The 22022-nt window shown below is 66.7% G+C and carries 26 protein-coding genes and 1 pseudogene; 3 read left to right on the forward strand and 24 right to left on the reverse strand.

All coding sequences use genetic code 11. From position 1 onward, the window contains the following. Positions 1-4: 4 nt before the first annotated feature. The 13 genes from AC14A7_RS01100 to AC14A7_RS01160 all read right to left on the reverse strand — a co-directional run bounded on the left by AC14A7_RS01100 (position 5) and on the right by AC14A7_RS01160 (position 11139). Positions 5-292: an HU family DNA-binding protein gene (locus AC14A7_RS01100; RefSeq protein WP_484006033.1), complete on the reverse strand. Its 288-nt coding sequence runs from the start codon at positions 290-292 to the stop codon at positions 5-7. A gap of 69 nt (positions 293-361) precedes the next feature. Then, entirely contained in the window at positions 362-667 is a 306-nt protein-coding gene (rpsN, locus tag AC14A7_RS01105; protein ID WP_484006034.1) for a 30S ribosomal protein S14, read from the reverse strand. 2 nt (positions 668-669) lie between these two features. Next, complete coding sequence (gene rpmG / locus AC14A7_RS01110; RefSeq protein WP_484006035.1) at positions 670-837, reverse strand: 50S ribosomal protein L33; 168 nt, start codon at positions 835-837, stop codon at positions 670-672. Further along, positions 837-1073, reverse strand: coding sequence for a 50S ribosomal protein L28 (gene rpmB, locus AC14A7_RS01115; protein ID WP_484006036.1), 237 nt, complete (start codon positions 1071-1073; stop codon positions 837-839). The genes rpmG and rpmB overlap by 1 nt, the downstream gene beginning before the upstream one ends. Positions 1074-1259: 186 nt before the next feature. Continuing rightward, positions 1260-3500 carry a DUF5979 domain-containing protein gene (locus AC14A7_RS01120; protein ID WP_484006037.1) on the reverse strand — a complete coding sequence of 747 codons (2241 nt, stop codon included), beginning with the start codon at positions 3498-3500 and terminating at the stop codon, positions 1260-1262. Positions 3501-3626: 126 nt separating this feature from the next. Beyond that, positions 3627-4013, reverse strand: a complete 387-nt coding sequence (locus tag AC14A7_RS01125) for a Fur family transcriptional regulator (protein ID WP_484006038.1) — start codon at positions 4011-4013, stop codon at positions 3627-3629. Next, on the reverse strand, positions 4010-4864 hold the full coding sequence (locus AC14A7_RS01130) for a metal ABC transporter permease (protein WP_484006039.1): 855 nt from the start codon (positions 4862-4864) through the stop codon (positions 4010-4012). The genes AC14A7_RS01125 and AC14A7_RS01130 overlap by 4 nt, the downstream gene beginning before the upstream one ends. Then, entirely contained in the window at positions 4861-5673 is an 813-nt protein-coding gene (locus AC14A7_RS01135; RefSeq protein ID WP_484006040.1) for a metal ABC transporter ATP-binding protein, read from the reverse strand. Before AC14A7_RS01135 ends, AC14A7_RS01130 begins: the two co-directional genes overlap by 4 nt. Next, on the reverse strand, positions 5670-6521 hold the full coding sequence (locus AC14A7_RS01140; RefSeq protein WP_484006041.1) for a metal ABC transporter solute-binding protein, Zn/Mn family: 852 nt from the start codon (positions 6519-6521) through the stop codon (positions 5670-5672). The genes AC14A7_RS01135 and AC14A7_RS01140 overlap by 4 nt, the downstream gene beginning before the upstream one ends. 78 nt (positions 6522-6599) lie before the next feature. Further along, positions 6600-7934: a dihydrolipoamide acetyltransferase family protein gene (locus AC14A7_RS01145; RefSeq protein ID WP_484006042.1), complete on the reverse strand. Its 1335-nt coding sequence runs from the start codon at positions 7932-7934 to the stop codon at positions 6600-6602. 13 nt (positions 7935-7947) lie between these two features. Continuing rightward, positions 7948-8928, reverse strand: a complete 981-nt coding sequence (locus AC14A7_RS01150; RefSeq protein ID WP_484006043.1) for an alpha-ketoacid dehydrogenase subunit beta — start codon at positions 8926-8928, stop codon at positions 7948-7950. Continuing rightward, a complete protein-coding gene (locus tag AC14A7_RS01155) occupies positions 8925-10043 on the reverse strand; it encodes a thiamine pyrophosphate-dependent dehydrogenase E1 component subunit alpha (protein WP_484006044.1) in 1119 nt (372 codons plus the stop codon). The genes AC14A7_RS01150 and AC14A7_RS01155 overlap by 4 nt, the downstream gene beginning before the upstream one ends. Before the next feature lie 4 nt (positions 10044-10047). Beyond that, positions 10048-11139: a histidinol-phosphate transaminase gene (locus tag AC14A7_RS01160; RefSeq protein WP_484006045.1), complete on the reverse strand. Its 1092-nt coding sequence runs from the start codon at positions 11137-11139 to the stop codon at positions 10048-10050. 61 nt (positions 11140-11200) lie between these two features. Here AC14A7_RS01160 and AC14A7_RS01165 point away from each other — a divergent pair, with 61 nt between their 5' ends. Next, positions 11201-11623: a phage holin family protein gene (locus AC14A7_RS01165; protein WP_484006046.1), complete on the forward strand. Its 423-nt coding sequence runs from the start codon at positions 11201-11203 to the stop codon at positions 11621-11623. On the opposite strand, the gene AC14A7_RS01170 is transcribed toward AC14A7_RS01165, so the two are convergent. After that, positions 11620-13023 (reverse strand): hypothetical protein, encoded by a 1404-nt coding sequence (locus tag AC14A7_RS01170; RefSeq protein ID WP_484006047.1) that lies wholly within the window; start codon positions 13021-13023, stop codon positions 11620-11622. The two genes, AC14A7_RS01165 and AC14A7_RS01170, sit on opposite strands and share 4 nt — an antisense overlap. Beyond that, positions 13016-13285, reverse strand: coding sequence for a hypothetical protein (locus AC14A7_RS01175; protein ID WP_484006048.1), 270 nt, complete (start codon positions 13283-13285; stop codon positions 13016-13018). The genes AC14A7_RS01170 and AC14A7_RS01175 overlap by 8 nt, the downstream gene beginning before the upstream one ends. 111 nt (positions 13286-13396) lie before the next feature. Between AC14A7_RS01175 and AC14A7_RS01180 the strand changes: the two genes are divergently transcribed. Both AC14A7_RS01180 and purB read left to right on the forward strand, forming a co-directional pair. Further along, positions 13397-13912 (forward strand): low molecular weight protein-tyrosine-phosphatase, encoded by a 516-nt coding sequence (locus tag AC14A7_RS01180; protein WP_484006049.1) that lies wholly within the window; start codon positions 13397-13399, stop codon positions 13910-13912. Continuing rightward, on the forward strand, positions 13909-15300 hold the full coding sequence (purB, locus tag AC14A7_RS01185) for an adenylosuccinate lyase (protein ID WP_484006050.1): 1392 nt from the start codon (positions 13909-13911) through the stop codon (positions 15298-15300). Before AC14A7_RS01180 ends, purB begins: the two co-directional genes overlap by 4 nt. Positions 15301-15313: 13 nt before the next feature. On the opposite strand, the gene AC14A7_RS01190 is transcribed toward purB, so the two are convergent. From AC14A7_RS01190 to AC14A7_RS01230, 9 genes and pseudogenes are all read right to left on the reverse strand, one after another. After that, a complete protein-coding gene (locus AC14A7_RS01190) occupies positions 15314-15565 on the reverse strand; it encodes a hypothetical protein (RefSeq protein ID WP_484006051.1) in 252 nt (83 codons plus the stop codon). After that, entirely contained in the window at positions 15562-16203 is a 642-nt protein-coding gene (locus tag AC14A7_RS01195; protein WP_484006052.1) for a DUF308 domain-containing protein, read from the reverse strand. The genes AC14A7_RS01190 and AC14A7_RS01195 overlap by 4 nt, the downstream gene beginning before the upstream one ends. 87 nt (positions 16204-16290) lie before the next feature. After that, on the reverse strand, positions 16291-16728 hold the full coding sequence (locus AC14A7_RS01200; RefSeq protein WP_484006053.1) for an SRPBCC family protein: 438 nt from the start codon (positions 16726-16728) through the stop codon (positions 16291-16293). Between the two features lie 140 nt (positions 16729-16868). Further along, the gene (dnaB, locus tag AC14A7_RS01205) at positions 16869-18248 is read right to left on the reverse strand and encodes a replicative DNA helicase (protein ID WP_484006054.1); all 1380 of its coding nucleotides are present in this window, start codon (positions 18246-18248) and stop codon (positions 16869-16871) included. A gap of 442 nt (positions 18249-18690) precedes the next feature. Beyond that, positions 18691-19143 carry a 50S ribosomal protein L9 gene (gene rplI, locus AC14A7_RS01210; RefSeq protein ID WP_484006055.1) on the reverse strand — a complete coding sequence of 151 codons (453 nt, stop codon included), beginning with the start codon at positions 19141-19143 and terminating at the stop codon, positions 18691-18693. Positions 19144-19154: 11 nt separating this feature from the next. After that, a complete protein-coding gene (gene rpsR, locus AC14A7_RS01215; protein WP_484006056.1) occupies positions 19155-19418 on the reverse strand; it encodes a 30S ribosomal protein S18 in 264 nt (87 codons plus the stop codon). A gap of 27 nt (positions 19419-19445) precedes the next feature. Continuing rightward, positions 19446-19970 (reverse strand): single-stranded DNA-binding protein, encoded by a 525-nt coding sequence (locus AC14A7_RS01220; RefSeq protein WP_484006057.1) that lies wholly within the window; start codon positions 19968-19970, stop codon positions 19446-19448. 149 nt (positions 19971-20119) lie between these two features. After that, positions 20120-20461 (reverse strand): annotated as a pseudogene (gene rpsF, locus AC14A7_RS01225) (30S ribosomal protein S6); the annotation flags it as partial. Between the two features lie 119 nt (positions 20462-20580). Continuing rightward, on the reverse strand, positions 20581-22017 hold the full coding sequence (locus AC14A7_RS01230) for a CCA tRNA nucleotidyltransferase (protein WP_484006058.1): 1437 nt from the start codon (positions 22015-22017) through the stop codon (positions 20581-20583). Positions 22018-22022: the final 5 nt, after the last annotated feature.

The following is a 22022-nucleotide window of genomic DNA, read 5'->3' on the forward strand; positions in this document are numbered from 1 at the left end:
AGAACTACTTGGCAGCAGCCTTCAGCTTCGAGCCAGCGCTGATCTTGACGCCCTTGCTCGCTGCGATCTGGATGGTCTCGCCCGTCTGCGGGTTGCGACCGGTGCGCGCTGCGCGGTCGGTGCGCTCGACCGAGAGCCAGCCCGGGATCGAGACCTTGGTGCCCTCGCTGAGCGAGGTGGAGAGAACCGCGAACACACCATCGACAACGCTGGTGACCGCGGCCGTGGTCTGCCCCGACTCAGCGGCAACAGCGGCGATGAACTCTGAACGGTTTAGTGACTTGTCAGCCATGTGTTGTCCTCCTCGGACTTAGTGCTTTGAAGGAACCAGTAGCGGGGGCCACAGGAACCGCCTGTGAATCTACCAGCTTGACTTGGTAATTCCGGGCAATTCTCCACGGTGAGCCATGTCACGGAAGCGAACACGCGAAACGCCGAACTGGCTGAGGAAACCACGGGGGCGTCCGTCGATGGCGTCACGACCGCGCACGCGAACGGGCGAGGCGTTGCGGGGGAGCTTCTGCAGGGCCACGCGAGCGGCCTCACGCGACTCGTCGGTGCCGGCCGGGTCGACCAGTGCCTTCTTGATCTCGAGGCGCTGTGCGGCGTAGCGTGCCACGATCACCTTGCGCTGCTCGTTCTTTGCGATCTTGCTCTTCTTAGCCATGTTTAGCGCTCCTCGCGGAATTCGACGTGCTTGCGCACAACGGGGTCGTACTTCTTCAGAACCAGGCGGTCTGGGTTGTTACGACGGTTCTTCTTGGTCACGTAGGTGTAACCGGTGCCCGCAGTCGAGCGGAGCTTGATGATCGGACGAATGTCCTGCTGCTTTGCCATTAGATCTTCTCCCCACGTGCAAGGAGGTCCTTGACGACGGATTCGATACCGCGAACGTCGATGACCTTGATGCCCTTGGCGGACAGCTGCAGCGTGACGTTACGGCGAAGCGACGGCACGTAGTACGTCTTCTTCTGGATGTTCGGATCGAAACGACGCTTGGTGCGTCGGTGCGAGTGCGAGATGTTGTGTCCGAAGCCGGGAACGGCTCCGGTCACCTGGCATGTTGCTGCCATGGGTGTACTCCTAGTCTGGTTACCGTAGGGCGACTGCCCTACCCAAGGTCACTTGTCGGCACGCGACCATCCCGCCGTGAACGACAGGACTGCGTACGATGTGCGCCCGATTACTCAGGCACCAAGGGGATAGCCTACTTTCCCGCTGGCCCGAGGGCAAGCTGGGTACTCGCCCAGCTCGCCCCCTCAGGCCAGTCGACGTCGGCGCGCGAAGTAGACGAGCAGGATGCCGCCCGCGACCACTCCGCTGCCCAGCAGCAGCCAGACGATCGAGTCGGTTCCCGCCTGGGCGAGGCCGCTGATGTCGCCGATCGGGTCGTAGACGATGTTGGTGACGGTGATGCGGTGCAGGCCGCCATCCAGGATCGTCACCGTCGCCGGCGTGATCACCGGAGCGAGCCAGACGTACTGGGGGAATCCGGCGAGCGGGGGAGCAGCGAGCGTCGCCGCGTCCTCGGCGAGCGTGCACACCGTGCCGGCCGGCAGGTCGGTGGCCAGTGTCAGCGCCGGAGCGCCCGCCGTCGTCGACCAGGTGCCCGACTCGATGGTGGCGTTGTTGAAGGTGCATCCCCAGGTGCCGGTGTAGACACGTGCGAGGTCGACGACGTCATACGGGTCGTCGAGCACCTTCACCATCTCGAAGTCGCCGAGACCGCGCTCGACCACATTCGTCACTGTGAGCGCGACGGTTGCACTGGTCGCGATGGTGACACCCGTGCTCGAGTACGTCGGCGTGCCCCAGGTGTAGGACGAGTCGGTCGCCGAGGGGCCAGCAGTGAGGGTCGCCGCATCCTCGGCGATCGCGCAGACGGCGCCGGTCGGGATGTCGTCGATGGTCACCGAATCGCCGGCCGTGAGCGCCCACGTGCCACTCGCCACCACCGCAGGAGTCGAGTCGGAGCACGAGTACGTTCCCTCGAAACTGCGGGTCGCGCTGACGACGTTGTCGGCATCCGTCAGCGCCTTCGTGATCGACAGGCTGCCGACGTCGTGCAGCACAACGTTGGTGACGGTGATCGACACGTCGTCGTCGGCGATGACGGTGACGTCCTCGTCGGAGTAGGTGGGGGAGCCCCACGAGTAGCTCGGGTCGGCCGACGGACTCGCCGTCAGGGTCGACGCGTCTTCGACGGCCGTGCAGACGGTGCCTGCCGGCAGTGCGGTGACCGTGACGGTCTCGCCGGCCTCGAGGCTCCAGGTTCCGCTGTCGACGGGGTCGCCGAACGAGTCGAGGCACTCGTATGTTCCGGTGTAGACCCGCGTGTCATCCGCGACAGAGTCGGGGTCGCTGATCGTCTTGCCGATGGTGAACGTGCCATCGGTGGCGGCGCAATCAGTGCGGAGCGGATAGTTGTGGATCTCGAGGCCCGAGGTGCCGGTGCCGCCGAACGTCACGTCGCCGTTGACGTAGAGGCGGCCGTTGATCGTGGTGCGCAGGTCGAGCGTGCTCGCCGCGGTCGGAATGAGCACGGAGCCGGGCAGCTGCCCGTTGAGGCCGAGCGACACGGTCGTGGCCGTCGGGAAGTTCCAGGCGATCGACTGGGTCCAGCCGGAGAAGACGCGGTCGGGCTCCGCCGCAGAGAAGTCGAGTGCTGCTCCGTTCATCGAGAAGCCCCACGAGCTCAGCTCTGCGGTGGCGCCGGTGACGTTAACCACGATGACCGCCCCGGCGGGGATGTTGGTGAACTCGATGCCCTTCTGCGACGCGTCGGTGCCGAGGGCGGAGCCGGCGACGGAGAACACCTGTCGGGTCGAGACGCCGTCGCCGATGAAGGTGACCTGGGTCGGGTCGGTGAGGAGATCGACGGTGGTCGTTCCCGTCGGCAGGGCAGCGAAGGTGGCAGATAGCCCCTGGTAGTAGGTGGGCACGGATGCGTACGGGGCGAGCGGGGCAACAACCCCGTCTGTGGCGGTGCCGCCGTTCAGCTCGTACTTGACCGAAGGCAGCGACGGCGTGATCGTGCCGCCCGCGACGATGTCGCCGCCACGGTGGTTGCCGACGTCGAGGGTCGACGTGGAGAGCACAGAGATGTCGCCACCGGTCGTGAGCATGTCGGTGAACGCGCCGGCGTTCACCTGCGAGCCGACGCCGACCGTGCCGAGGTTGAAGTAGGCGCCGGAGTCGAAGGTGGCATTGCCGCCGACGACGATGGTGCCCTCGGCCTCCGCGGCGCCGCCGATGACATCCCAGTCGCCCGCGATGTAGACGCCGACCTCGGGGTCGACACCGTAGAAGCCCCACGGCACGCCGTAGATCTGGGGGTGCACGTTGGGATAGTCGGCGATCGGGGTGGTGCACGACGGGTTGTCGGCACTCGCCGTCGCAGCCGGTGCCAGCGAGGTGGCTGGCAGCGCGACGAGGGTGACGGCAAGGGTGGCCAAGGCCGCAGAAAGGGCAAGCGCGCGCGAACGCAGGGAAATAGTCATTGGGGGTCGTCTCGGGTAGACAGTGGTGCTCGGGTACACAGGGGGAAGTGCAGGAAGCGGCGCTTAACGCGACGCTGGGTAATTTCGGGTTACCGTCGTGACTTTAGTTCGGCTACCGTCGGCGCGTCAACCGGGGTTTGAACAGTCTGCGCACAGTCCGAAGACATCGACAACGTGGTTCGGCTGCGAGAATCCGTGCTCCGCGGCGATCTGCTGCGCCCACTGCTCGACGGCATCGGCCTCGATCTCGACCGTCAGCCCGCAGTTGCGGCAGATGAGGTGGTGGTGGTGGCTGCCCGGTGTGCACGCACGATAGAGGGCCTCACCCTCCTGCTGCAGTGAGTCGGCCTCGCCCTCAGTCGCGAGATCGGCAAGCGCGCGGTAGACCGTGGCGAGGCCAATTGGCGAGCCAGAGGCGTGAAGCGTCGAGTGCAGTGCCTGTGCGCTGACGAAGGCCTCGGATGTTCCGAGCGCCTCTCGCACAGCCTCGCGCTGCCAGGTGTTGCGCTTCATGCCTGAATTCTACGCGCGGCCGATCGACGCCAGCCGATCACCCGGCAGACCAGGTAGATCGCGAACGAGATGGTCGTGATGTACGGGCTGATCGGCAGGGAGCCGCCGATGGCGAGCAGGATGCCGCCGACAGCGGCCACGAACCCGAAGGCCATGCTGAGCACCGGCACCATCACCGGCGACGACGAGACCCGGAGCGCTGCCGCGGCGGGCGTCACGAGCAACGCGAGCACGAGCAGCGCGCCGATGATCTGCACAGAGACCGCGACGGCGAGCCCGAGCAGCACCATGAACGCGAGTGACAGGGCACGCGACGGAACACCGCGGGCCGCGGCGGCCTCCGGGTCGAGGCTGTCGAAGCTCAGGGGGCGCCACACCACGAGCAGCGAGACGAGCACGACGACAGAGATGACGATGAGAAGGCCGAGCTGCGCGAAGTCGACGGAGATGATCTGGCCGGTGAGGAGTCCGAACTTGTTGCCACTGCGTCCGGGATAGAGGGCGAGGAACAGGATGCCGAGGCCGAGGCCGAAGGGCATCAGCACCCCGATGATCGAGTTGCGATCGCGAGCGCGGGCCCCGAGCAGCCCGATGAGCACGGCGGCGATGATGGAGCCCACGAGCGAGCCGGCCACGACATTCACCCCGAGAAGCAGCGCACCGGCGGCGCCGGCGAACGACAGCTCGCTGATGCCGTGCACCGCGAACGCCATGTCGCGCTGCATGACGAAGACGCCGATGAGCCCGCCGAGAACGCCGAGAATCGCCGCAGCGATGATCGAGTTCTGCACGAGCGCCAGCAGCTCGCCGTAGTTCTCGAAGTTGAACAGCCGATCGAGGATGTCGTTCACGCGGTCACCTCGCCGTGGTGGTCGTGGTGTTCATGACCGTCGGGCACACCGGGCACACCGACGACGATGACGCGGCCGTGGTGCCGGATGACGTCGATGGGAGTGCCGTACAGCTCGCTCAGCACGTCGGAGCGCAGCACCTGCTCTGGAGTTCCGATGCGGAAGCCGCCCTCGGCGAGGTACAGGATGCGGTCGACGAGGTCGAGCACGGGGTTGACGTCGTGGGTGACGAAGACGACCGCGGTGTTGTGCGTGCGCCGACGGCGGTCGATGAGCTCGGAGACCGCGCGCTGGTGCGCGAGGTCGAGACTGAGCAGCGGCTCGTCGCACAAAAGCAGCACCGGATCGCCGGCAAGCGCCTGCCCAATCCGCAGCCGCTGCTGCTCCCCTCCAGAGAGCAGGCCGACAGGACGCGACGCGAACCCGGTCGCACCCACGTCGCTGAGCAGCTCGTCGACGCGGTGTCGATCGGCTGGCCGTGAGACCGGAAGACCGAAGCGGTGCCCGCTGACGCCGAAGGAGACGAGGTCGCGGCCGCGCATCGGTGTGCCAGGGGGCAGCAACTTCTGCTGCGGGATGTACCCGACCCGCCGATCGCCTCGCCGCACCGGCGCTCCCACGAGCCGCATCGATCCGGCACTCAGGGGCTGCTGCCCGAGGATCGCCTTGAGCAGGCTGGTCTTGCCTGAGCCGTTGGGGCCGAGCACCGCGATGAACTCACCGGGCTGGATGTCGAGGTCGAGCCCCGTCCACAGCGTGCGGTCGCCGAAGGCGAGCGCCCCGCCCGCGATCTCGAGCACCGCGGTCATTGCAGTGCTGCGGTGAGGGCGGAGACGTTCGCGGTCATCCAAGAAATGTAGTCCTCGCCGTCGGGCAGCGTCTCGCTGAACTCGACGACGGGCACCCCAGCATCCTCGGCGGCCTGACGCACCTGCTCGGTCTCCGGGCTCGCGGTCTGGCTGTTGTAGGCGAGAAGGTCGGCGTCGCGCACGGCGTCGAGGGTGGCGGCCAGCACCGTCGGTGCGACATCCGTGCCCTCCTCGATGGCCTCGGAGAACTCGTCGGGGGTCGTCACGGTCATGTTGGCCCCCGTGAGGAGATAGACCGGAACGGGCTCCGTGATCGCAGCCTTCTTCCCGGTGCCGATTCCGTTGATCGACGTCACGAGCGCCTCGACCTGGTCACCGAACACCTCCGCATTTGCCTCGTACTCCGGGGCGTTGGATGGGTCGATCGTCGAGAGCTCCACTGCGATCTCATTCGCGATCTCATCCATCCCGAGGAGGTCGTACCAGAGGTGCTCGTTGCCAGTGGCGAACTCAAGGCGGTCGGACACACGGAGCAGCACGGCGTCGGACCCCGCGGCGCTGTACAGGTCGAAGACGAACGGGTCGTAGCCGCCGCCGTTCTCGATGACGATGTCGGCCTTCGAGATTGCGAGCTGGTCTTGCGCGGACGCCTCGAAGCTGTGCGGGTCTTGCGCCGCCGAGTCGATGAGGCTCGTGACCGACACGAGGTCGCCGCCGACGGCCCCGGCGATGCTGCCGTAGACGTTGGTCGAGGCAACGATGTGCACGCGGCCGTCGTCGGGGGTCGGCGCTGCAGCACAGCCAGAGAGGGCGAGGAGTGCGATAAGGGTGATGGCGATTCGTGCCATGGGTGAAGCCTGTCTAGCTCGGTGGATGAATACCCCGACGCTAGCCGTTATTGATAATGATTGTCAAAACCGATAGCGCTAGTCGAGCAGTAGTGCTGGCTCCTCGAGCACGCTCGCCACATCGGCCACGAAACGGCTGACCACGTCACCGTCGACGACGCGGTGGTCGAAGCTGCCGCCAAGCGTCGTCACGAAGCGCGGCATGATCTGGCCGTCGACGACCCATGGCTTCTGCTTGATGGTGCCGAGCACGAGAATGCCGACCTCGCCAGGGTTGAGGATCGGGGTGCCCGTGTCCATGCCGAACGAGCCGAGGTTCGTGATCGTGATCGTGCCGCCCGACATCTCGGCCGGCGAGGTCTTGCCGTCGCGCGCCGTGATGGTCAGCTGCTCGAGCGCGACCGCGAGTTCCTTCAGCGACAGGGTGTGGGCATCCTTGATGTTCGGCACGACGAGGCCGCGGGGCGTCGCGGCGGCGATTCCGAGGTTCACGTAGTGGTGGACGCTGATCTCGGTGTCGGTCCACGTGCTGTTGACCATCGGGTTGCGCCGCACGGCCCAGATGAGCGCCTTGGCGGCGATGAGCAGTGGCGAGACGCGGATGCCGGCGAAGTCTGGCGAGTTCTTGAGCCGCTTGACGAACTCCATGGTGCGGGTCGCGTCGACGTCCACGAACACGCTCACGTGGGGAGCGGTGAACTTGCTAGAGACCATCGCAGAGGCGATCGCCTTGCGCACGCCCTTGACGGGGATGATCTCCTCGCGCTCCGAGCCCCACTCCGGCGTCTGGATGTTCTTGAAGACGCTCGCCTGGCTCGCCTGACGGATCACGTCGTCCCGGGTGACCTCGCCGACGAGGCCCGTCGGGGTGACTGCCGAGAGATCGACGCCGAGGTCTTTCGCGAGCTTGCGAATGGGCGGCTTCGCCATGACCGTGGATGCCGCTACCGCAGCAACAGCGGAAGGCCGGGCCACTGCCGGAGCCGCTGCAACCGCGGCGGGTGCCGTCGCCGTCGGTGCTGAGCCGCGGCGGCGCCGGGATCCCCCGTGCCCACCAGCGCCGTAGCCGACGAGGTTCGGCAGCTCCTTCTCCGCGGTGATGGTCGAGGCGGTGTCGCCGACCGTGTCGATGATGATGGGCTTGGATGCAACCGGCGTCGCCGGCTCCGAGCCCTCGGAGGCGATGGTGATGATCGGGGTGCCGACCTCGACGGTCTGGCCCTCCTCGACGAGCAGGGCTGCGACGGTTCCGACGAAGGGCGACGGCAGCTCGACGAGCGACTTCGCCGTCTCGATCTCGACGACGACCTGGTTCATCGTGACCGTGTCGCCGGCCTTGACCTTCCACGACACGATCTCGGCCTCGGTCAGGCCCTCGCCGACGTCGGGAAGGAGGAAGTCAGAATTCGCCATTAGTGGATCCTTCTCAGTACGCAAGGGAACGGTCGACGGCCTCGAGCACGCGGTCGACGTCAGGAAGGTAGTTCGCCTCGAGCTTCGCGGGAGGGAATGGCACGTCGAAGCCGGCGACCCGCAGCACGGGCGCCTCGAGCGAGTAGAACGCGTGCTCTGTGACGGTGGCCGCGACCTCGGACATAACGGAGACGTGACCGGGAGCCTCCGACGCGACGACGAGTCGGCCCGTCTTCTGCACCGAGGCGATGACCGGCGCGTAGTCGATGGGGGAGAGCGAGCGCAGGTCGATGACCTCGAGGCTCGTGCCCTCCTCCGCCGCAACGTCGGCTGCCTGCAGCAGCACAGAGACCATGGGACCGTAGCCGACGACCGTCACGCCGGTTCCCTCGCGCACGACCGTCGTCGAGTGCAGCGGTGTGCCGCTTGCGGCGAGGTCGACGTCGCCCTTCGGCCAGTAGCGGCTCTTGGGCTCGAGGAAGACGACGGGGTCGTTGCTCGCGATCGCCTCCTGGATCATCCAATAGGCGTCGTGCGGGTTCGAGGGGCTCACCACGCGGAGGCCGGCGGTGTGCGCGAAGTAGGTCTCCGGGCTCTCCTGGTGGTGCTCGACGGCGCCGATGTGGCCGCCGAAGGGGATGCGGATCACGAGCGGGAAGGTCGTCTTGCCGTCGTGCCGCGACGTGAGCTTCGCGAGCTGGCTCGTGATCTGGTCGAATGCCGGGTACACGAAGCCGTCGAACTGGATCTCGCAGACCGGGCGGAACCCGCCCATCGCGAGGCCGATCGCCGTGCCTATGATGCCGGACTCCGCGAGCGGGGTGTCGAGCACCCGGTTGGCGCCGAACTCTGCCTGCAGGTGCTCTGTGATGCGGAAGACGCCGCCGAGGGCACCGATGTCCTCGCCCATGAGGATGACCTTCTCGTTCTCGGTCATCGCCTTCTTGAGCCCGAGGTTGAGGGCCTTCGCCATGCTCAGCGACTCGACGGTCATGCAGCACCGCCTTCGAACGTCGACTCGTAGTTCTCGAGCCAGGCGGCCTGGGTCGTCATGAGCGGGTGCTCCTCCGCGTAGACATGGGCGAACATCGAGGATGCCGGCGGGGGAGTGAGCGCGATCGTGCGGGCGCGGATATCGGCGGCCAGGTCGTCGCCCTCCTGCTTGATGCCGGCGAAGAAGGCCTCGCTCGCGCCGCGGGCACGGATGAACTTCTCGAACCGCGCGACGGGGTCGTGCTGCGTCCAGAAGGTGAGCTCGCTGTCGTCGCGGTACTTGGTCGGGTCGTCGCTCGTGGTGTGGGCGCCCATGCGGTAGGTCAGCGCCTCGATGAAGCGAGGCCCGCCGCCGGCGCGTGCGGCATCCAGGTTGCTCTTGGTCACGGCGTAGCTCGCGAGCACGTCGTTGCCGTCGATCTGCACGCTCGGAATGCCGAAGCCCTCGCCGCGGTGGTACAGCGGCGTACGCGACTGGCGGGAGACGGGAACCGAGATGGCCCAGTGGTTGTTCTCGAGGAAGAAGATGGTCGGAGCCTGGTAGCTCGCGGCGAAGACGAGGGCCTCGCTCACGTCGCCCTGGCTGGAGGCGCCATCGCCGAAGTAGGTGAGCACGGCACCGTCGGTCTCCGGGTTGCCCGTCGCCGTCGATCCGTCGAGGGTCATGCTCATCGCGACGCCGGTCGCGTGCAGGGTCTGCGAGCCGAGCACGACAGAGTAGAGGTGGAAGTTGTTGACCTCTTTGGGGTCCCAACCGCCGTGGCTGAGGCCGCGCAGCATCTCGATGATCTTGATGAGGTCGACGCCACGCATGCGCGCGACGACGTGCTGGCGGTAGGTGGGGAAGATGTGGTCCTGCGGGCGGAGGGCGGATCCCGACCCAACCTGGGCGGCCTCCTGGCCGAGGCTCGGAATCCACAGCGCGAGGTGGCCCTGGCGCTGCAGGTTGGCTGCCTCGACATCGAACCGGCGGATGACGACCATGTGGCGGTGGAACTCCAGCAGCTGCTCGTCGGAGAGAGCGGTGATCAGCGGAAGATACTCCGCGTTCACGTCGTTCTCGACGAGAGTGCCTTCCGGCGAGAGCAACTGGATCGTCGCGTCGGTGTAAGACATTCGTCTAATCTAACGTGGTTGCGGAGGGGGTCGTTCGTAGCCTCTCGATAACCTCTTGCGAGGCCTTTAGGAGTTTCTCTACAGAAGCCTCCTCGCCGATCGTCACCCGGAGGCCCTCGCCCAGCGCACGGGACACGATGCCGTTGCCGGTGAGAACCTCTGCCGCCCACGCCGTGTGCTCACCGGTCGGCAGCCAGATGAAGTTGCCGTGCGGGCGGGGAACCTGCCAGCCCTGCGCGAGTAGCGCCTCGTACAGCTGGTCGCGCAGCACGGCGAGGCTGGCGACCCGTTCGAGTAGCTCCGCCTCGTGGTCGAGCGATGCGATCGCGGCCCGCTGGGCCTGGTCGATCACGGCGAGGGGAATCGCGGTGGCGCGCGCGGCATCCATGACGTATTCCGGCCCGACGGCGTAGCCGATGCGGAGGCCGGCGAGCCCGTAGGCCTTGGAGAATGTGCGCAGCACCACGAGGTTGGGGTAGCTGCCGATGAGCTCTGTGCCGACGACGGCATCTGGATCGGTCACGAACTCCGCGTACGCCTCATCGAGCACGACGAGGATGTCGCTCGGCACGGCGCGCATGAACGCAGCGAACTCGGTGCGGGTCACAACCGTGCTGGTGGGATTGTTCGGGCTGCACACGATCACGACGCGGGTTCGCTCGGTGATCGCCGCAGCCATGGCCGCCAGGTCGTGCCGGTGGTCTGGCAGGTTCGGCACGTGCACGCTCGTGGCTCCGGCGACTGCGACGAGCCCGGGGTATGCCTCGAAGCTCCGCCAGGCGTAGAGCACCTCGTCGCCGGGCGCGGCGGCAGCCGTGATCAGCTGCGACAGCACGGAGACCGAACCGGCGCCCACCTGGATCTGGCCGGGGGCGACTCCGTGGCGCTCGGCTAGGCGCTCGCGCAGAGCCGTCGCCATGCCATCGGGATACCGGTTGATCTGGCTCGCGGCGATCGCCTCGATCACCGCGGGCAGCGGTTCGTAGGGGTTCTCGTTGGAGGAGAGCTTGAAGGCGTCCTCCGCGGCCGGCTTTCCTTGACGGTAGGGGGCCATTGTCTCGATTTCCGGGCGGAGCCGGACGCGGGGCGCAGTCACGAGCCAAGCCTAAACGCGCGGCACGTGGCGAGCGCCCGTCGGGACGGGCATAGTTGGTGCTATGAAGCGATTCCTCGTCAAGGTAGTCATCACCGCCATTGCGTTCTGGCTCACGACCCTGGTCATCGGCCTGTTCAGTGATGAGCCCGGTATCAGCATCACGCCGTTCCCTCCGGGGGGAACGATCGAGTTCATCCTCACCCTGCTGCTGGTTGCCCTCATCTTCGGTCTGGTCAACGGCATCGTCGGCAACTTCATCCGAATCGTCGCCTTCCCGCTGTACATCCTGACCCTCGGCCTCATCGCCCTCGTGGTCAACTCCCTCCTGCTGCTTCTCGTCAGCTGGATCTCCGGCCTGCTCGGCTTCGGCCTTCACATCGACGGCTTCTGGTGGGGCGTGCTCGTCGCCATCGTGCTCGGCCTCATCTCGCTCGTGCTCGGCCTCTTTGCGAAGCCGATGACGACTGAGAAGCGCCGCCGCTAGTCGGAACGGCTGACCAGGTATCGCTGCGTGCTCACCTCCTCGTAGCCGGAGGTGAGCGCAGCGAGGCGCTGCCGAAACTGCACCACCTGACCGCTCTCTGCCCTCTCGTCGATCGCCTCCGCCGTCGCAAGGTATGCCTCGATGCGGTGGGCCGGCAGGGCTAGTCCGTCGGGAACACCGTGCGGGTATGCCCGCGCCGTCACGACGAGCGCGTGCTCGTTCGACTGGATGCCGCCGAGTGCCGGCACGACGTCATCGGTGTTCTCGACGACGAGGGTTGCAACCGTCGGCGGCACGGATATCTGACCGGCGGGTGCGCCGAAGGTCACGAGCGCGTCGACCCGGTAGTCGCCGGATGCAGCAAGCGCGCTGGCGACGAGACCTCCCTGCGAGTGGCCGACGAGCACGATCTCGCTGTCGGCGTCGACTCCGGCGAGGGCCATCGCCTCGCGCACCCCCTCGTATGCCCCACTGGGCAGCCCTGCCTCCATCTCGAGATTGCTGGTGAGGTCGAACGGCTCGTCTTTCGCGACGGGGCTGAAGTCGACCGTTCCGCCGATGTAGACCTCGAACCGGTCGGGCATACCGGGAGAGCTGTAGGTCTCGATGCGCACCTGCGGCACATCTCCCGCCACCGCGTTCGGAATGCGCGCTGCCCGATCGGCGATGGTGGCCGCCGGGGTCGTGCGGCTGGGCGCACCAGAGGGGCTCGCAGAGACGGGGCTGCTCGCGAACAATCCCCCCATGGCGCCGAGCGAGAGCAGCACCAGGGCGGCCACTCCGACCTCGGAGGTCGAGTCCCGGAGGTGCGGAGGAACGTCGACAACGCCGGTGGCGAAGTCGTCAGCCGACATCAGCAGCGCTCGCAGCATGCGCACCACGCGGGGGTCGGAGAGCATGACGTTGATGCCGGCCGGCAGCTCGATGTCGTTCGGCCCGATCGTGTCGCCGAGCAGCTGCCGCGTCGTCATGGCTGTGAGGCAGGCGAGCAGCAGCGCGAGACCGCGATTGCGCTCGACACCGTCGTTGAGAACGGCGCCGCCTCTGGCTGCGAGTTGGTCTGTGAGGGAGATGAAGCGCTGGGTCGCCTCCCGCTCGGCTGTCTCGTAGGCACGGGCCGCGGCATCCATCGCATCGGCGATCTGCTCGCAGTGCTCGATGGCCAGTTGGAGGTCTGTTCGCGCGCGATGGATGGCGGTGTCGGCCTCGCTCGCCCGCCACGACCCGAGGGCCATCGCCTCGGCCGGCCCGGCGATCGACGCGACACCTCGCAGGCTCTGCGCCGCCATCGGCAGCACGCTCGACATGGCCCGCAGCCGCTCGTAGTCGGCGAGCATCGCGTCGGTGCTGACCCCGACGACCCCGCCGCCGGAGATGACGAGATCGGGGCTGTCAGTCAAGGCCCGCCTCCCCGATGACCACCCAGAGCGTGTCGATGGCCTCGCGCAGCCTCGACCGAACGTCGGCAAGTCGCACGAGCAGCGCGGTCAGGTCGCTCTCGTAGGCCTGACTCGCGCCTCCCCGCCAGTCGGCACGGCATTCGGCTCGTGGCTCGAGCTGCCGGTAGAGCTCGAGCTGGTCGAGCGCCGCGGCGGCGGCCGCCCGCTGGGAGCGAATCGCGTCGAGGGCACGGGTGGCGTCCGTCGCCGAGGTGAGCGTCATCCGGTCATAGTGCTCGCACCATCTCGGCGAGCGGCGGGGTGTCTCGGCATCGGTGCAGTTCGTGGCGATGCTGCCGCTGTGGGGGAGGGGAAACTACGGGACAATGGACGCATGAGCTTCGACCGCGTCCTCGACGAGTCATCGCTCTTCCGCATCTGCTTCGTCTGCACGGGCAACATCTGCCGTTCTCCCATGGCGGAGACCGTGTTCCGCGACCTCGTCGCCAAGGCCGGGCTCGACAAGTCCATCGCGGTCATGTCGGCGGGCACGGGGGACTGGCACGTTGGCGAGCCGGCCGACGACCGCACGGTCGAGGCACTGCACGGTCGCGGCTACGACGGTTCCAACCATCGCGCACGGCAGTTCGATCCGGCGTGGTTCGACCGGCTCGACCCCGTCGTGGTCTTCGACCACGGGCAGGAGCGCATCCTCAAGGGCTGGGCGCCCAACGAGCGCGACCGCTCCAAGGTGCAGCTGCTGCTTGCCTTCGACAAGGAGCAGGCGGCAATCGGCGACGTGCCAGACCCCTACTACTCGGATGCCGCCCTCTTCGACCACGTTCTGTCCATGATCGAGAGGGCGAGCACCGCTCTCTTCCGCCAAGTCACCCCGGGAATCCCACAATGAGCCACTTGCCAGAACAGCCCCTCAGCCCCCTCGACGGCCGCTACCGCAAGGCCGTCGCCGGCCTTGGCGACCACCTCTCTGAGGCCGGTCTCAACCGTGCCCGTGTGCAGGTCGAGGTCGAGTGGCTGATCTACCTGACCGACCACGAGTACTTCGGCTCGATCAAGCTCGACCCGGAGCAGGCGCGCGCCCTTCGCGCCCTCGTCACCGACTTCGGCCAGGCCGAGATCGACGAGCTCGCCACCCTCGAGGCCACGACCCGCCACGACGTGAAGGCTGTCGAGTACCTCGTGCGCCACAAGCTCGCCGACCTCGGCCTCACCTCGATCGCAGAGCTCACCCACTTCGCCTGCACGAGCGAGGACATCAACAACCTCTCCTACGCGATCACCGTCGGGGCGGCCGTGCGCGAGACCTGGCTGCCGAAGTACCGCGCGGTGATCGAGGCCGTTCGCGCGCTCGCGCTCGAGCACCGGGGGGTCGTCATGCTCGCCCACACGCACGGGCAGCCGGCGACGCCGACCACCATCGGCAAGGAGTTCGCGGTCTTCGTCGCCCGGCTGGAGCGGGTGTACGCCCAGATCGCCGCGACCGAGTACCTCGGCAAGTTCAGCGGGGCAACCGGAACATTCGCCGCCCATGTCGCGGCCGACGCCTCCCTCGACTGGCCGACCATCTCCCGCGAGTTCGTCACGGGCCTCGGCCTTGACTGGAACCCCCTCACCACGCAGATCGAGCCGCACGACTGGCAGGCAGAGCTGTACCAGCGCGTGTCGCACGCCAACCGCATCCTGCACAATCTCGCCACCGACATCTGGACCTACATCTCGATGGGATACCTGACCCAGATTCCGCAGGCCGGCGCAACCGGCTCGTCGACGATGCCGCACAAGATCAACCCGATCCGGTTCGAGAACGCCGAGGCCAACCTCGAGCTGTCGAGCGCTCTCCTCGACTCCCTCGCCGCCACCTTGGTCACGTCACGACTGCAGCGCGACCTCACCGACTCGACCACGCAGCGAAACATCGGCGTGGCCCTCGGCCACTCGCTCGTCGCCCTCGACAACCTCGAGCGCGGGCTCGGCGAGTTCGCGGTGAATGCAGACGCACTCGCAGCCGACCTCGACGGCAACTGGGAGATCCTCGGCGAGGCCATCCAGACGGTCATCCGCGCAGAGATCACCGCTGGCCGCAGCTCGATCGCCGACCCCTACGCACTGCTGAAAGACCTCACCCGCGGCCGCCGCATCGGGCAGGCAGAGCTCGTGGAGTTCGTCGACGGCCTCGACATCGGCGACGAGGCCAAGGCCAAGCTGCGCGCACTGACCCCGGCAGGGTACTCGGGGCTCGCGAGCGAGCTCGTCGACTTCCTCGCCAGCACCGACTAGGGCCGACTAGCGGTCAGTGCGCCTGGTCGCGGTCCTGCTCGTCGAGGTCGATCCGTTCGATGTCGCTCGGCCCGGAGATGGTCAGAGCGAGAGTCGCGACGATCACCAGAACGAGGATGAAGGTCACGCCGAGCGCGATGACCGCCAGCACGAGGTCGCGCGTCGACATGAGAGCGATGACGCCGACGAAGGCGGCGAGCACCGCAGAGAGTCCGAGCAGCTCGGCGGGGCGGGTGCGATCGCGGCGGTCTGCGGGCTGGCTCATGGTGCACTCTCTCCTGTCGCAACGGCATCCGGATGCTTCGCCCACTTAAGCGACAGCCCCGCGATCACCGAGAACACCGCGACGATCGCGGCATAGGCACCGAGCGCGCCGACCACCACGACAGACGCGGTGAGGTTCGGCACCTCTTTGCCGGGAATTGTGATCTCCTGGCTGAGATCGGTGGGGATAAGCAGAACGGCGATGCCGAAGACGACGCTGACCGCACCGAGGAAGACCCAGTCGCGCGAGACGGGGAGGTCGCCGCGCGACCGCACTCCGGCGAAGAGCTCCAGCGCGCCAGACACGATGAACGCGGCGGCAATGACGATGACCAGCAGTTGGACGTCGGCGTCCTGAACAGCAGCAACCGTCGCGACGACACTGGTCGCAGCCAGGATCGCTCCCTGGCCGACCTGCTCCCGGCGCACGACTGCGGGCGCCATGCGAATCGAGCCGACGATCAACACGGCACCGGTGAGGACTCCGAATGCGGCCAGTGCGATCCATCCGATGCTCACCGAGTGATTCGCGCTGAATGTGATGAACGCGGCAATGGCCGCGGCGGGAACCGCGCGTGCGATGAGCACCATCCAGTACCGGTCGCCGGCGATGGCAGTCGGTGCGCTGGTGGTGGTCACACCTGCAAGCTTAGGCGCTCGGCATGAGCGGGAGCCCGGCCCGCGCGTCCTCGGCGGCTGACCCTCGGCTGGGCGGCCCGAGGAGCCTCAGCGGGCCTCGGCCAGTCGGATCAGCGTCTTCATATCGGCGCGGTTGTGGTGCACGGCCATCTGGCTGAGGAAGCGAACAACTGCATTGCCGGCATACGTCATGTCGGCTTCGGAGACGAGACGGGTCTTGCCGTCGACCGTCTCGAGTCGGTAGGTGATGTCGCCAGAGAAGTCGGGGTGGCTGATCCTCGTCGCGAAGAGGTCTGGAGCCTCGTTTGCGGTCACCTGCGAGTTGATTCGGTACTCGGTCTTCCTTCTCCCCTTGTGAAAGACCTCGACCGTCTGTGTTCCTACTCGCGACCCTACGGCTGACCCGTCGACCGAGTCGATGGAGACTAGGCCGTCGCGCCAGAGCAGTTGTTTGGCTGGATCGCTAAGCAGTTCAAATACGATCTCGCGAGGCGCGGCGATGGTCTCTGAATGGGTGAGCTTCATGGGTTTCCTTTGCTTGGTGTGTGCTGGAAACCATATACCCCCCGGGGGTATGTGCGCGAGCGCACCACAAATGACGTCACGCACCGGAGATCGCCCGTGAGGGCGGGGGCGTGACGTGTTAGTGCGAAGCTACATCGCGACTAGGAGTCGGGCGGCAGGTCGACGAAGCGCGAGAAGTGGCCGTGGAAGCCGACCTCGACGGTCTTGGTCGGCCCGTTGCGGTGCTTGGCGATGATGAAGTCGGCGAGCCCGGCGCGAGCACTGTCTGCCTCATAGGCGCTCTCGCGGTGAAGAAGGATGACCATGTCGGCATCCTGCTCCAGCGACCCGGACTCGCGGAGGTCGGAGAGGGCCGGCTTCTTGTCGGCGCGCTGCTCTGGGCCACGGTTGAGCTGCGAGATGGCGATGACGGGAACGCTGAGCTCCTTCGCCAGCAGCTTGAGGGCACGAGAGAACTCGCTCACCTCCTGCTGGCGGGACTCGACCTTCTTGCCGCTGGTCATGAGCTGCAGGTAGTCGATGATGATCATCTTGAGTCCGACGCGCTGCTTGAGACGGCGGCACTTGGCGCGGATCTCGACGAGTGTCATGTTCGGGCTGTCGTCGATGTAGAGCGGCGCGTCGTTGATGCGGCCGCGGGTGGCCGCGATCGTCTTCCAGTCCTGGGAGTGCACGGTTCCCTTGCGCATGCTCTGCAGCGGCACGGCTGCCTCGGCAGAGAGCAGGCGCATGGCGATCTCGCTGCGCCCCATCTCGAGCGAGAAGATGATGACGGGCAGGTCGTGCTTGATCGCCGCGGCGCGGGCGAAGTCGAGGCCGAGGGTCGACTTTCCTATGGCAGGGCGGGCGGCGAGGATGATGAGCTGGCCTGGGTGCAGCCCGTTGGTCAGCTCGTCGAGCTCTGCGAACCCGGTGGGAACGCCGATCATCTGGCCGCCGCGGCTCTTCGCCGCCTCGATCTCGTCGATGGCTGTCGTCACGGCATCGGTGAGGGGAACGAAGTCCTCGCTCTCGACGCCGCCGGTCACGGCGTAGATCTCGGCCTGGGCGTTGTTGACGAGGTCGACGACCTCGCCCTCGCTCGCATAGCCCATCTGCACGATGCGGGTGCCCGCTTCGACGAGACGGCGAAGCACGGCCTTCTCCGCGACGATGGTCGAGTAGAAGCCGGCGTTCGCCGCGGTCGGAACGAGAGCGGTCAGGGTGTGGAGGTACTCCGCCCCGCCGGCACGCGTGAGCTCACCGGTCTTGGTGAGCTCGTCGGTGACGGCGATGACATCCGTCGGCTCGCCATGCGAGTAGAGGGCGAGCACCGCGTCGAAGATGATCTCGTGCTTGGGGATGTAGAAGTCGACACCGCGAACGACCTCGATGACGTCGGCAACGGCATCCTTGCTGAGCAGCATGCCGCCGATGGCACTCTGCTCTGCGAGCAGGTCATGTGGGGGAGTGCGGTCCCCCTGGCGGCTGTCGCCCTGCTGTCGCTGGTCGCCGGCGATACCGAGGTGGGCGATCGACATGACACCTCCGTGTGCTCTGGTTGCGTCGCGGCGGGGGATCCGTGCGCCTCAAGTGTGTGTGCTGCCGCCGACATCGGCGGTCTCCCACGCGTCGCGGGCAGCACTGCGGATGCGGCTGGTTCACGATAGGGACGCTGCCGTCGCAGTCACAAACTGCCCTGTGTACGCGCCTGTGGACAACGAGCGCGAAACGCCGTGATCCATGTGTGCTACCTGTGGGAAGATCTGTGCACTATTCCACCAATATTGCGCGAATAGCCGCTTTGACCTGCTTTTTATTCATTCACATGGTGTGTGTAGAAACATGTTTAGAGTAGACGTTGAGAGTTTGCCAACTTGGGTGCGAGCCTGTGCACAATGAACCCGGCGCACCCTTGACAGCCGAAAAGAAAATGCGGTAGCAACGAGGTCTCCCTCGCTGCTACCGCATGGATTTCTTCGACTACTTGGCAGCCACCACGTTGATGGTGATTACTGCCACGACATCGTCACGGAGGCGAACAGTCGCCTCGTGGGTGCCGGTCGCCTTGATGGGCGAGGTGATCTCGACCTTGCGCTTGTCGATGGTGCCGAGGCCGGCAGCGGCAACGGCGTCAGCAACGTCGGAGGTCTTGACGGAGCCGAACAGGCGTCCGCCCTCTCCGGCCTTGACGGAGAGGCTGACGGCCGTGGCCTGCAGCTTCGCCTTGAGATCCTGTGCCTCTTCGAGCGTTGCGTGCTCGCGGGCGACACGGGCTGCCTTGATCGACTCGATCTGCTTCTCTCCACCGCGGGTCCACGCGACAGCGAAGCCCTGGGGGATGAGGTAGTTGCGAGCGAAGCCGTTCTTGACGTCGACGACATCGCCGGGGGCGCCGAGGCCGGTGACCTCGTGAGTGAGGATGAGCTTAGACATTGCGGTACTCCTTAACGGCCAGAGCCGGCGTAGGGAAGCAGTGCCATCTCACGTGCGTTCTTGACGGCACGTGCGATGAGGCGCTGCTCCTGGACGGAGACACCGGTGATACGGCGGGCGCGGATCTTTCCACGCTCCGAGATGAACTTGCGAAGGGTCGCGACGTCTTTGTAGTCGATGACACCGACGCGGATCGCCTTGGCAGGAGCGGCGTTCTTGCCGTCCTTGCCCTTGCGGATGGGCTTGCGGCGGTCGCCGCTGCTCTTTCCAGCCATGGTCTGTATTCCTTAAAAGTTGATCGCCTAGAAAGGCGTTTCGTCTGAGTAGCTACCGGGCGTGTTCCACACGTCTCCGGCAGGAGCATCCGGTGCACTGGCTGCCCACGGCTCATCGGCGACGGGGGCGTTGCCGCCTCCACCGAAGTTGCCACGGTTGCCACCGGCCCCGCCACCGTCGCGCGACGAAGCCGCGCGGGTGATCTGGGCCGTTGCGTAGCGAAGCGACGGGCCGACCTCGTCGACCTCGAGCTCGATGCTCGTGCGCTTCTCGCCTTCCTTCGTCTGGTAGTCGCGCTGCTTGAGGCGACCGGTCGCGATGACCCGGGTGCCCTTCGTCAGCGAACCGGCAACGTGCTCGGCGAACTCGCGCCATACGCTTGCGCGCAGGAACAGGGTCTCGCCGTCTTTGAACTCGTTGCTTGCACGGTCGAAGTTGCGTGGGGTGGATGCGATCGTGAAGTTCGCGACAGCGAGCCCGTTCTGCGTGTAGCGCAGTTCGGGGTCAGCCGTGAGGTTGCCCACGACGGTGATGACAGTCTCGCCAGCCACGACTACTCCGCGACCTTCTCGGCTGCGGTTGCAGACTCAGACTCGGCCGGAGCCTCTGCCTTTGCGGGAGCCTTGGGAGCCTTGGGAGCCTCGGCCTTGGCAGCATCAGCCTTGGGGGCCTCTGCCTTCGGAGCAGCAGCCTCGGCGGGCTTGACCGGGTTGGCTGCCTTGCGGGCGGCCTTCTCGTCAGCAAGCTTCTTGGCGGCGGCGACCTGGGCGAAGCCCTCTTCTGCGCGCAGAACCTTCGTGCGCATGACTGCCTCGCTCAGGGAGAGCTGGCGGTCGAGCTCGACGGTTGCGCTGGAGTTCGCCGTGAAGTTGACGACGGCGTAGATGCCCTCGTTCTTCTTGTTGATCTCGTAGGCAAGACGACGACGGCCCCAGATGTCTACGTTGTCGATGGTTCCACCATCGGCGCGGATGACATTGAGGAACTTGTCGAGGCTAGGAGCCACGGTGCGCTCATCGATCTCTGGATCGAGGATGACCATGAGTTCATACTGGTGCGTCACAAACCCACCTCCTTCGGACTAGAACGGCTGCAGACGATCTGCAGCAGGAGGGTGTTGACGTGTCGTCGCACCCCATGGGCGCGGACAACCTGCCTATTCTAGACGCTTTCTGCCCGGGAACTCCACCACTCGCGCAAGCGCTGCTCCGCCACCTCCGCGCCGAGCGGCCCTTCCTCGAGGCGCAGCTCGAGCAGGAACCGGTATGCCTCGCCGACGTCTCGCCCGGGGGCGATGCCGAGCAGGGCCATGATCTGCTCACCGTCGAGGTCGGGGCGCACCGCGGCGATGCCCTCCGCCTCGGCGATCTCGGCGATGCGGTGCTCGAGGTCGTCGTAGGCGAAGCCGAGCCGGTCGGCCTTGCGGCGGTTGCGCGTCGTGACGTCGGCACGCGTGAGGATGTGCAGGCGCTCGAGCAGCGGCCCCGCATCGCGCACGTAGCGGCGAACGGCCGAGTCCGTCCATGCGCCCTCGGTGTAGCCGAAGAACCGCAGGTGCAGCTCGATCAGCCGGGACACGGATGCGATGGTCTCCTTGTCGAAGCGCAGCGCCTTGAGCCGCTTCGCCGCGAGCTTCGCTCCGACCATGTCGTGATGGTGGAAGCTGACGACACCGCCGCGCTCCACGTGCTTCGTCGCCGGCTTGCCGATGTCGTGCAGCAGGGCGGCGAGGCGCAGCACCAGGTCTGGTGCTCCATCCAGCTGTCTCGACTGCTCCAGCTCGATGGCCTGGGTCAGCACGGTGAGGCTGTGCTCGTAGACGTCTTTGTGGTGCGCGTGCTCGTCGACCTCGAGGCGAAGGGCGGGAACCTCGGGAAGAACGAGCTGCGCGAGCCCGGTGTCGACGAGCAGCCGGATGCCCGGCACCGGGTCGGCGGTGAGCAGCAGCTTCGACAGCTCGTCGCTCACCCGCTCGATGCTGATGATGCCGATGCTGTCAGCGCGCTCGCGCATGGCCTCGACCGTCTCATCCGTCACGACGAATCCGAGTTGCGCGGCGAACCGTGCTGCGCGGAGCATGCGCAGCGGGTCGTCGCCGAAGGAGACCGCCGGGGTCGAGGGTGTGGTGATGCGCTTGGCCAGCATGTCGTCCAACCCGCCGGAGGGGTCGACGAGCACCTGCTGGGGGAGCCGGAGCGCCATCGCGTTGACGGTGAAGTCGCGCCGGGTGAGGTCGACCTCGAGGGAGGTGCCGAAGGCCACCTCCGGCTTGCGGCTCTCGCCGTCGTACTGGTCGGATCGATAGGTCGTGATCTCGACGGTGTCGTCGCCGAAACGCGCTCCGATCGTTCCGAACGCGCGGCCGATGTCCCAGTGGGCATCGGCGATCGGCTTCACGATCGCGAGGATCTGGTCTGGCAGGGCATCGGTCGCGAAATCGAGGTCGTTCACGCTGCGACCGAGGAAGGCGTCGCGCACCGGGCCACCCACGAGGGCGAGCTCGTGGCCAGCGGCCTCGAACGCCAGGGCGAGTCGGTCGACAACGGGCGACGCAGCCAGCTCGGCGAGGCGCGCGATTGCCGAAGCGACGCTGTCCATTCCTA

Source organism: Conyzicola sp. (assembly GCF_057073975.1).

What these genes read in the sequence shown, in the direction of transcription:
- AC14A7_RS01100 (WP_484006033.1), bottom strand. Translation starts at nt 292, where the DNA reads ATGGCTGACAAGTCACTAAACCGTTCAGAGTTCATCGCCGCTGTTGCC.
- rpsN (WP_484006034.1), bottom strand. Translation starts at nt 667, where the DNA reads ATGGCTAAGAAGAGCAAGATCGCAAAGAACGAGCAGCGCAAGGTGATC.
- rpmG (WP_484006035.1), bottom strand. Translation starts at nt 837, where the DNA reads ATGGCAAAGCAGCAGGACATTCGTCCGATCATCAAGCTCCGCTCGACT.
- rpmB (WP_484006036.1), bottom strand. Translation starts at nt 1,073, where the DNA reads ATGGCAGCAACATGCCAGGTGACCGGAGCCGTTCCCGGCTTCGGACAC.
- AC14A7_RS01120 (WP_484006037.1), bottom strand. Translation starts at nt 3,500, where the DNA reads ATGACTATTTCCCTGCGTTCGCGCGCGCTTGCCCTTTCTGCGGCCTTG.
- AC14A7_RS01125 (WP_484006038.1), bottom strand. Translation starts at nt 4,013, where the DNA reads ATGAAGCGCAACACCTGGCAGCGCGAGGCTGTGCGAGAGGCGCTCGGA.
- AC14A7_RS01135 (WP_484006040.1), bottom strand. Translation starts at nt 5,673, where the DNA reads ATGACCGCGGTGCTCGAGATCGCGGGCGGGGCGCTCGCCTTCGGCGAC.
- AC14A7_RS01140 (WP_484006041.1), bottom strand. Translation starts at nt 6,521, where the DNA reads ATGGCACGAATCGCCATCACCCTTATCGCACTCCTCGCCCTCTCTGGC.
- AC14A7_RS01145 (WP_484006042.1), bottom strand. Translation starts at nt 7,934, where the DNA reads ATGGCGAATTCTGACTTCCTCCTTCCCGACGTCGGCGAGGGCCTGACC.
- AC14A7_RS01150 (WP_484006043.1), bottom strand. Translation starts at nt 8,928, where the DNA reads ATGACCGTCGAGTCGCTGAGCATGGCGAAGGCCCTCAACCTCGGGCTC.
- AC14A7_RS01155 (WP_484006044.1), bottom strand. Translation starts at nt 10,043, where the DNA reads ATGTCTTACACCGACGCGACGATCCAGTTGCTCTCGCCGGAAGGCACT.
- AC14A7_RS01165 (WP_484006046.1), top strand. Translation starts at nt 11,201, where the DNA reads ATGAAGCGATTCCTCGTCAAGGTAGTCATCACCGCCATTGCGTTCTGG.
- AC14A7_RS01175 (WP_484006048.1), bottom strand. Translation starts at nt 13,285, where the DNA reads ATGACGCTCACCTCGGCGACGGACGCCACCCGTGCCCTCGACGCGATT.
- AC14A7_RS01180 (WP_484006049.1), top strand. Translation starts at nt 13,397, where the DNA reads ATGAGCTTCGACCGCGTCCTCGACGAGTCATCGCTCTTCCGCATCTGC.
- purB (WP_484006050.1), top strand. Translation starts at nt 13,909, where the DNA reads ATGAGCCACTTGCCAGAACAGCCCCTCAGCCCCCTCGACGGCCGCTAC.
- AC14A7_RS01190 (WP_484006051.1), bottom strand. Translation starts at nt 15,565, where the DNA reads ATGAGCCAGCCCGCAGACCGCCGCGATCGCACCCGCCCCGCCGAGCTG.
- AC14A7_RS01200 (WP_484006053.1), bottom strand. Translation starts at nt 16,728, where the DNA reads ATGAAGCTCACCCATTCAGAGACCATCGCCGCGCCTCGCGAGATCGTA.
- dnaB (WP_484006054.1), bottom strand. Translation starts at nt 18,248, where the DNA reads ATGTCGATCGCCCACCTCGGTATCGCCGGCGACCAGCGACAGCAGGGC.
- rplI (WP_484006055.1), bottom strand. Translation starts at nt 19,143, where the DNA reads ATGTCTAAGCTCATCCTCACTCACGAGGTCACCGGCCTCGGCGCCCCC.
- rpsR (WP_484006056.1), bottom strand. Translation starts at nt 19,418, where the DNA reads ATGGCTGGAAAGAGCAGCGGCGACCGCCGCAAGCCCATCCGCAAGGGC.
- AC14A7_RS01230 (WP_484006058.1), bottom strand. Translation starts at nt 22,017, where the DNA reads ATGGACAGCGTCGCTTCGGCAATCGCGCGCCTCGCCGAGCTGGCTGCG.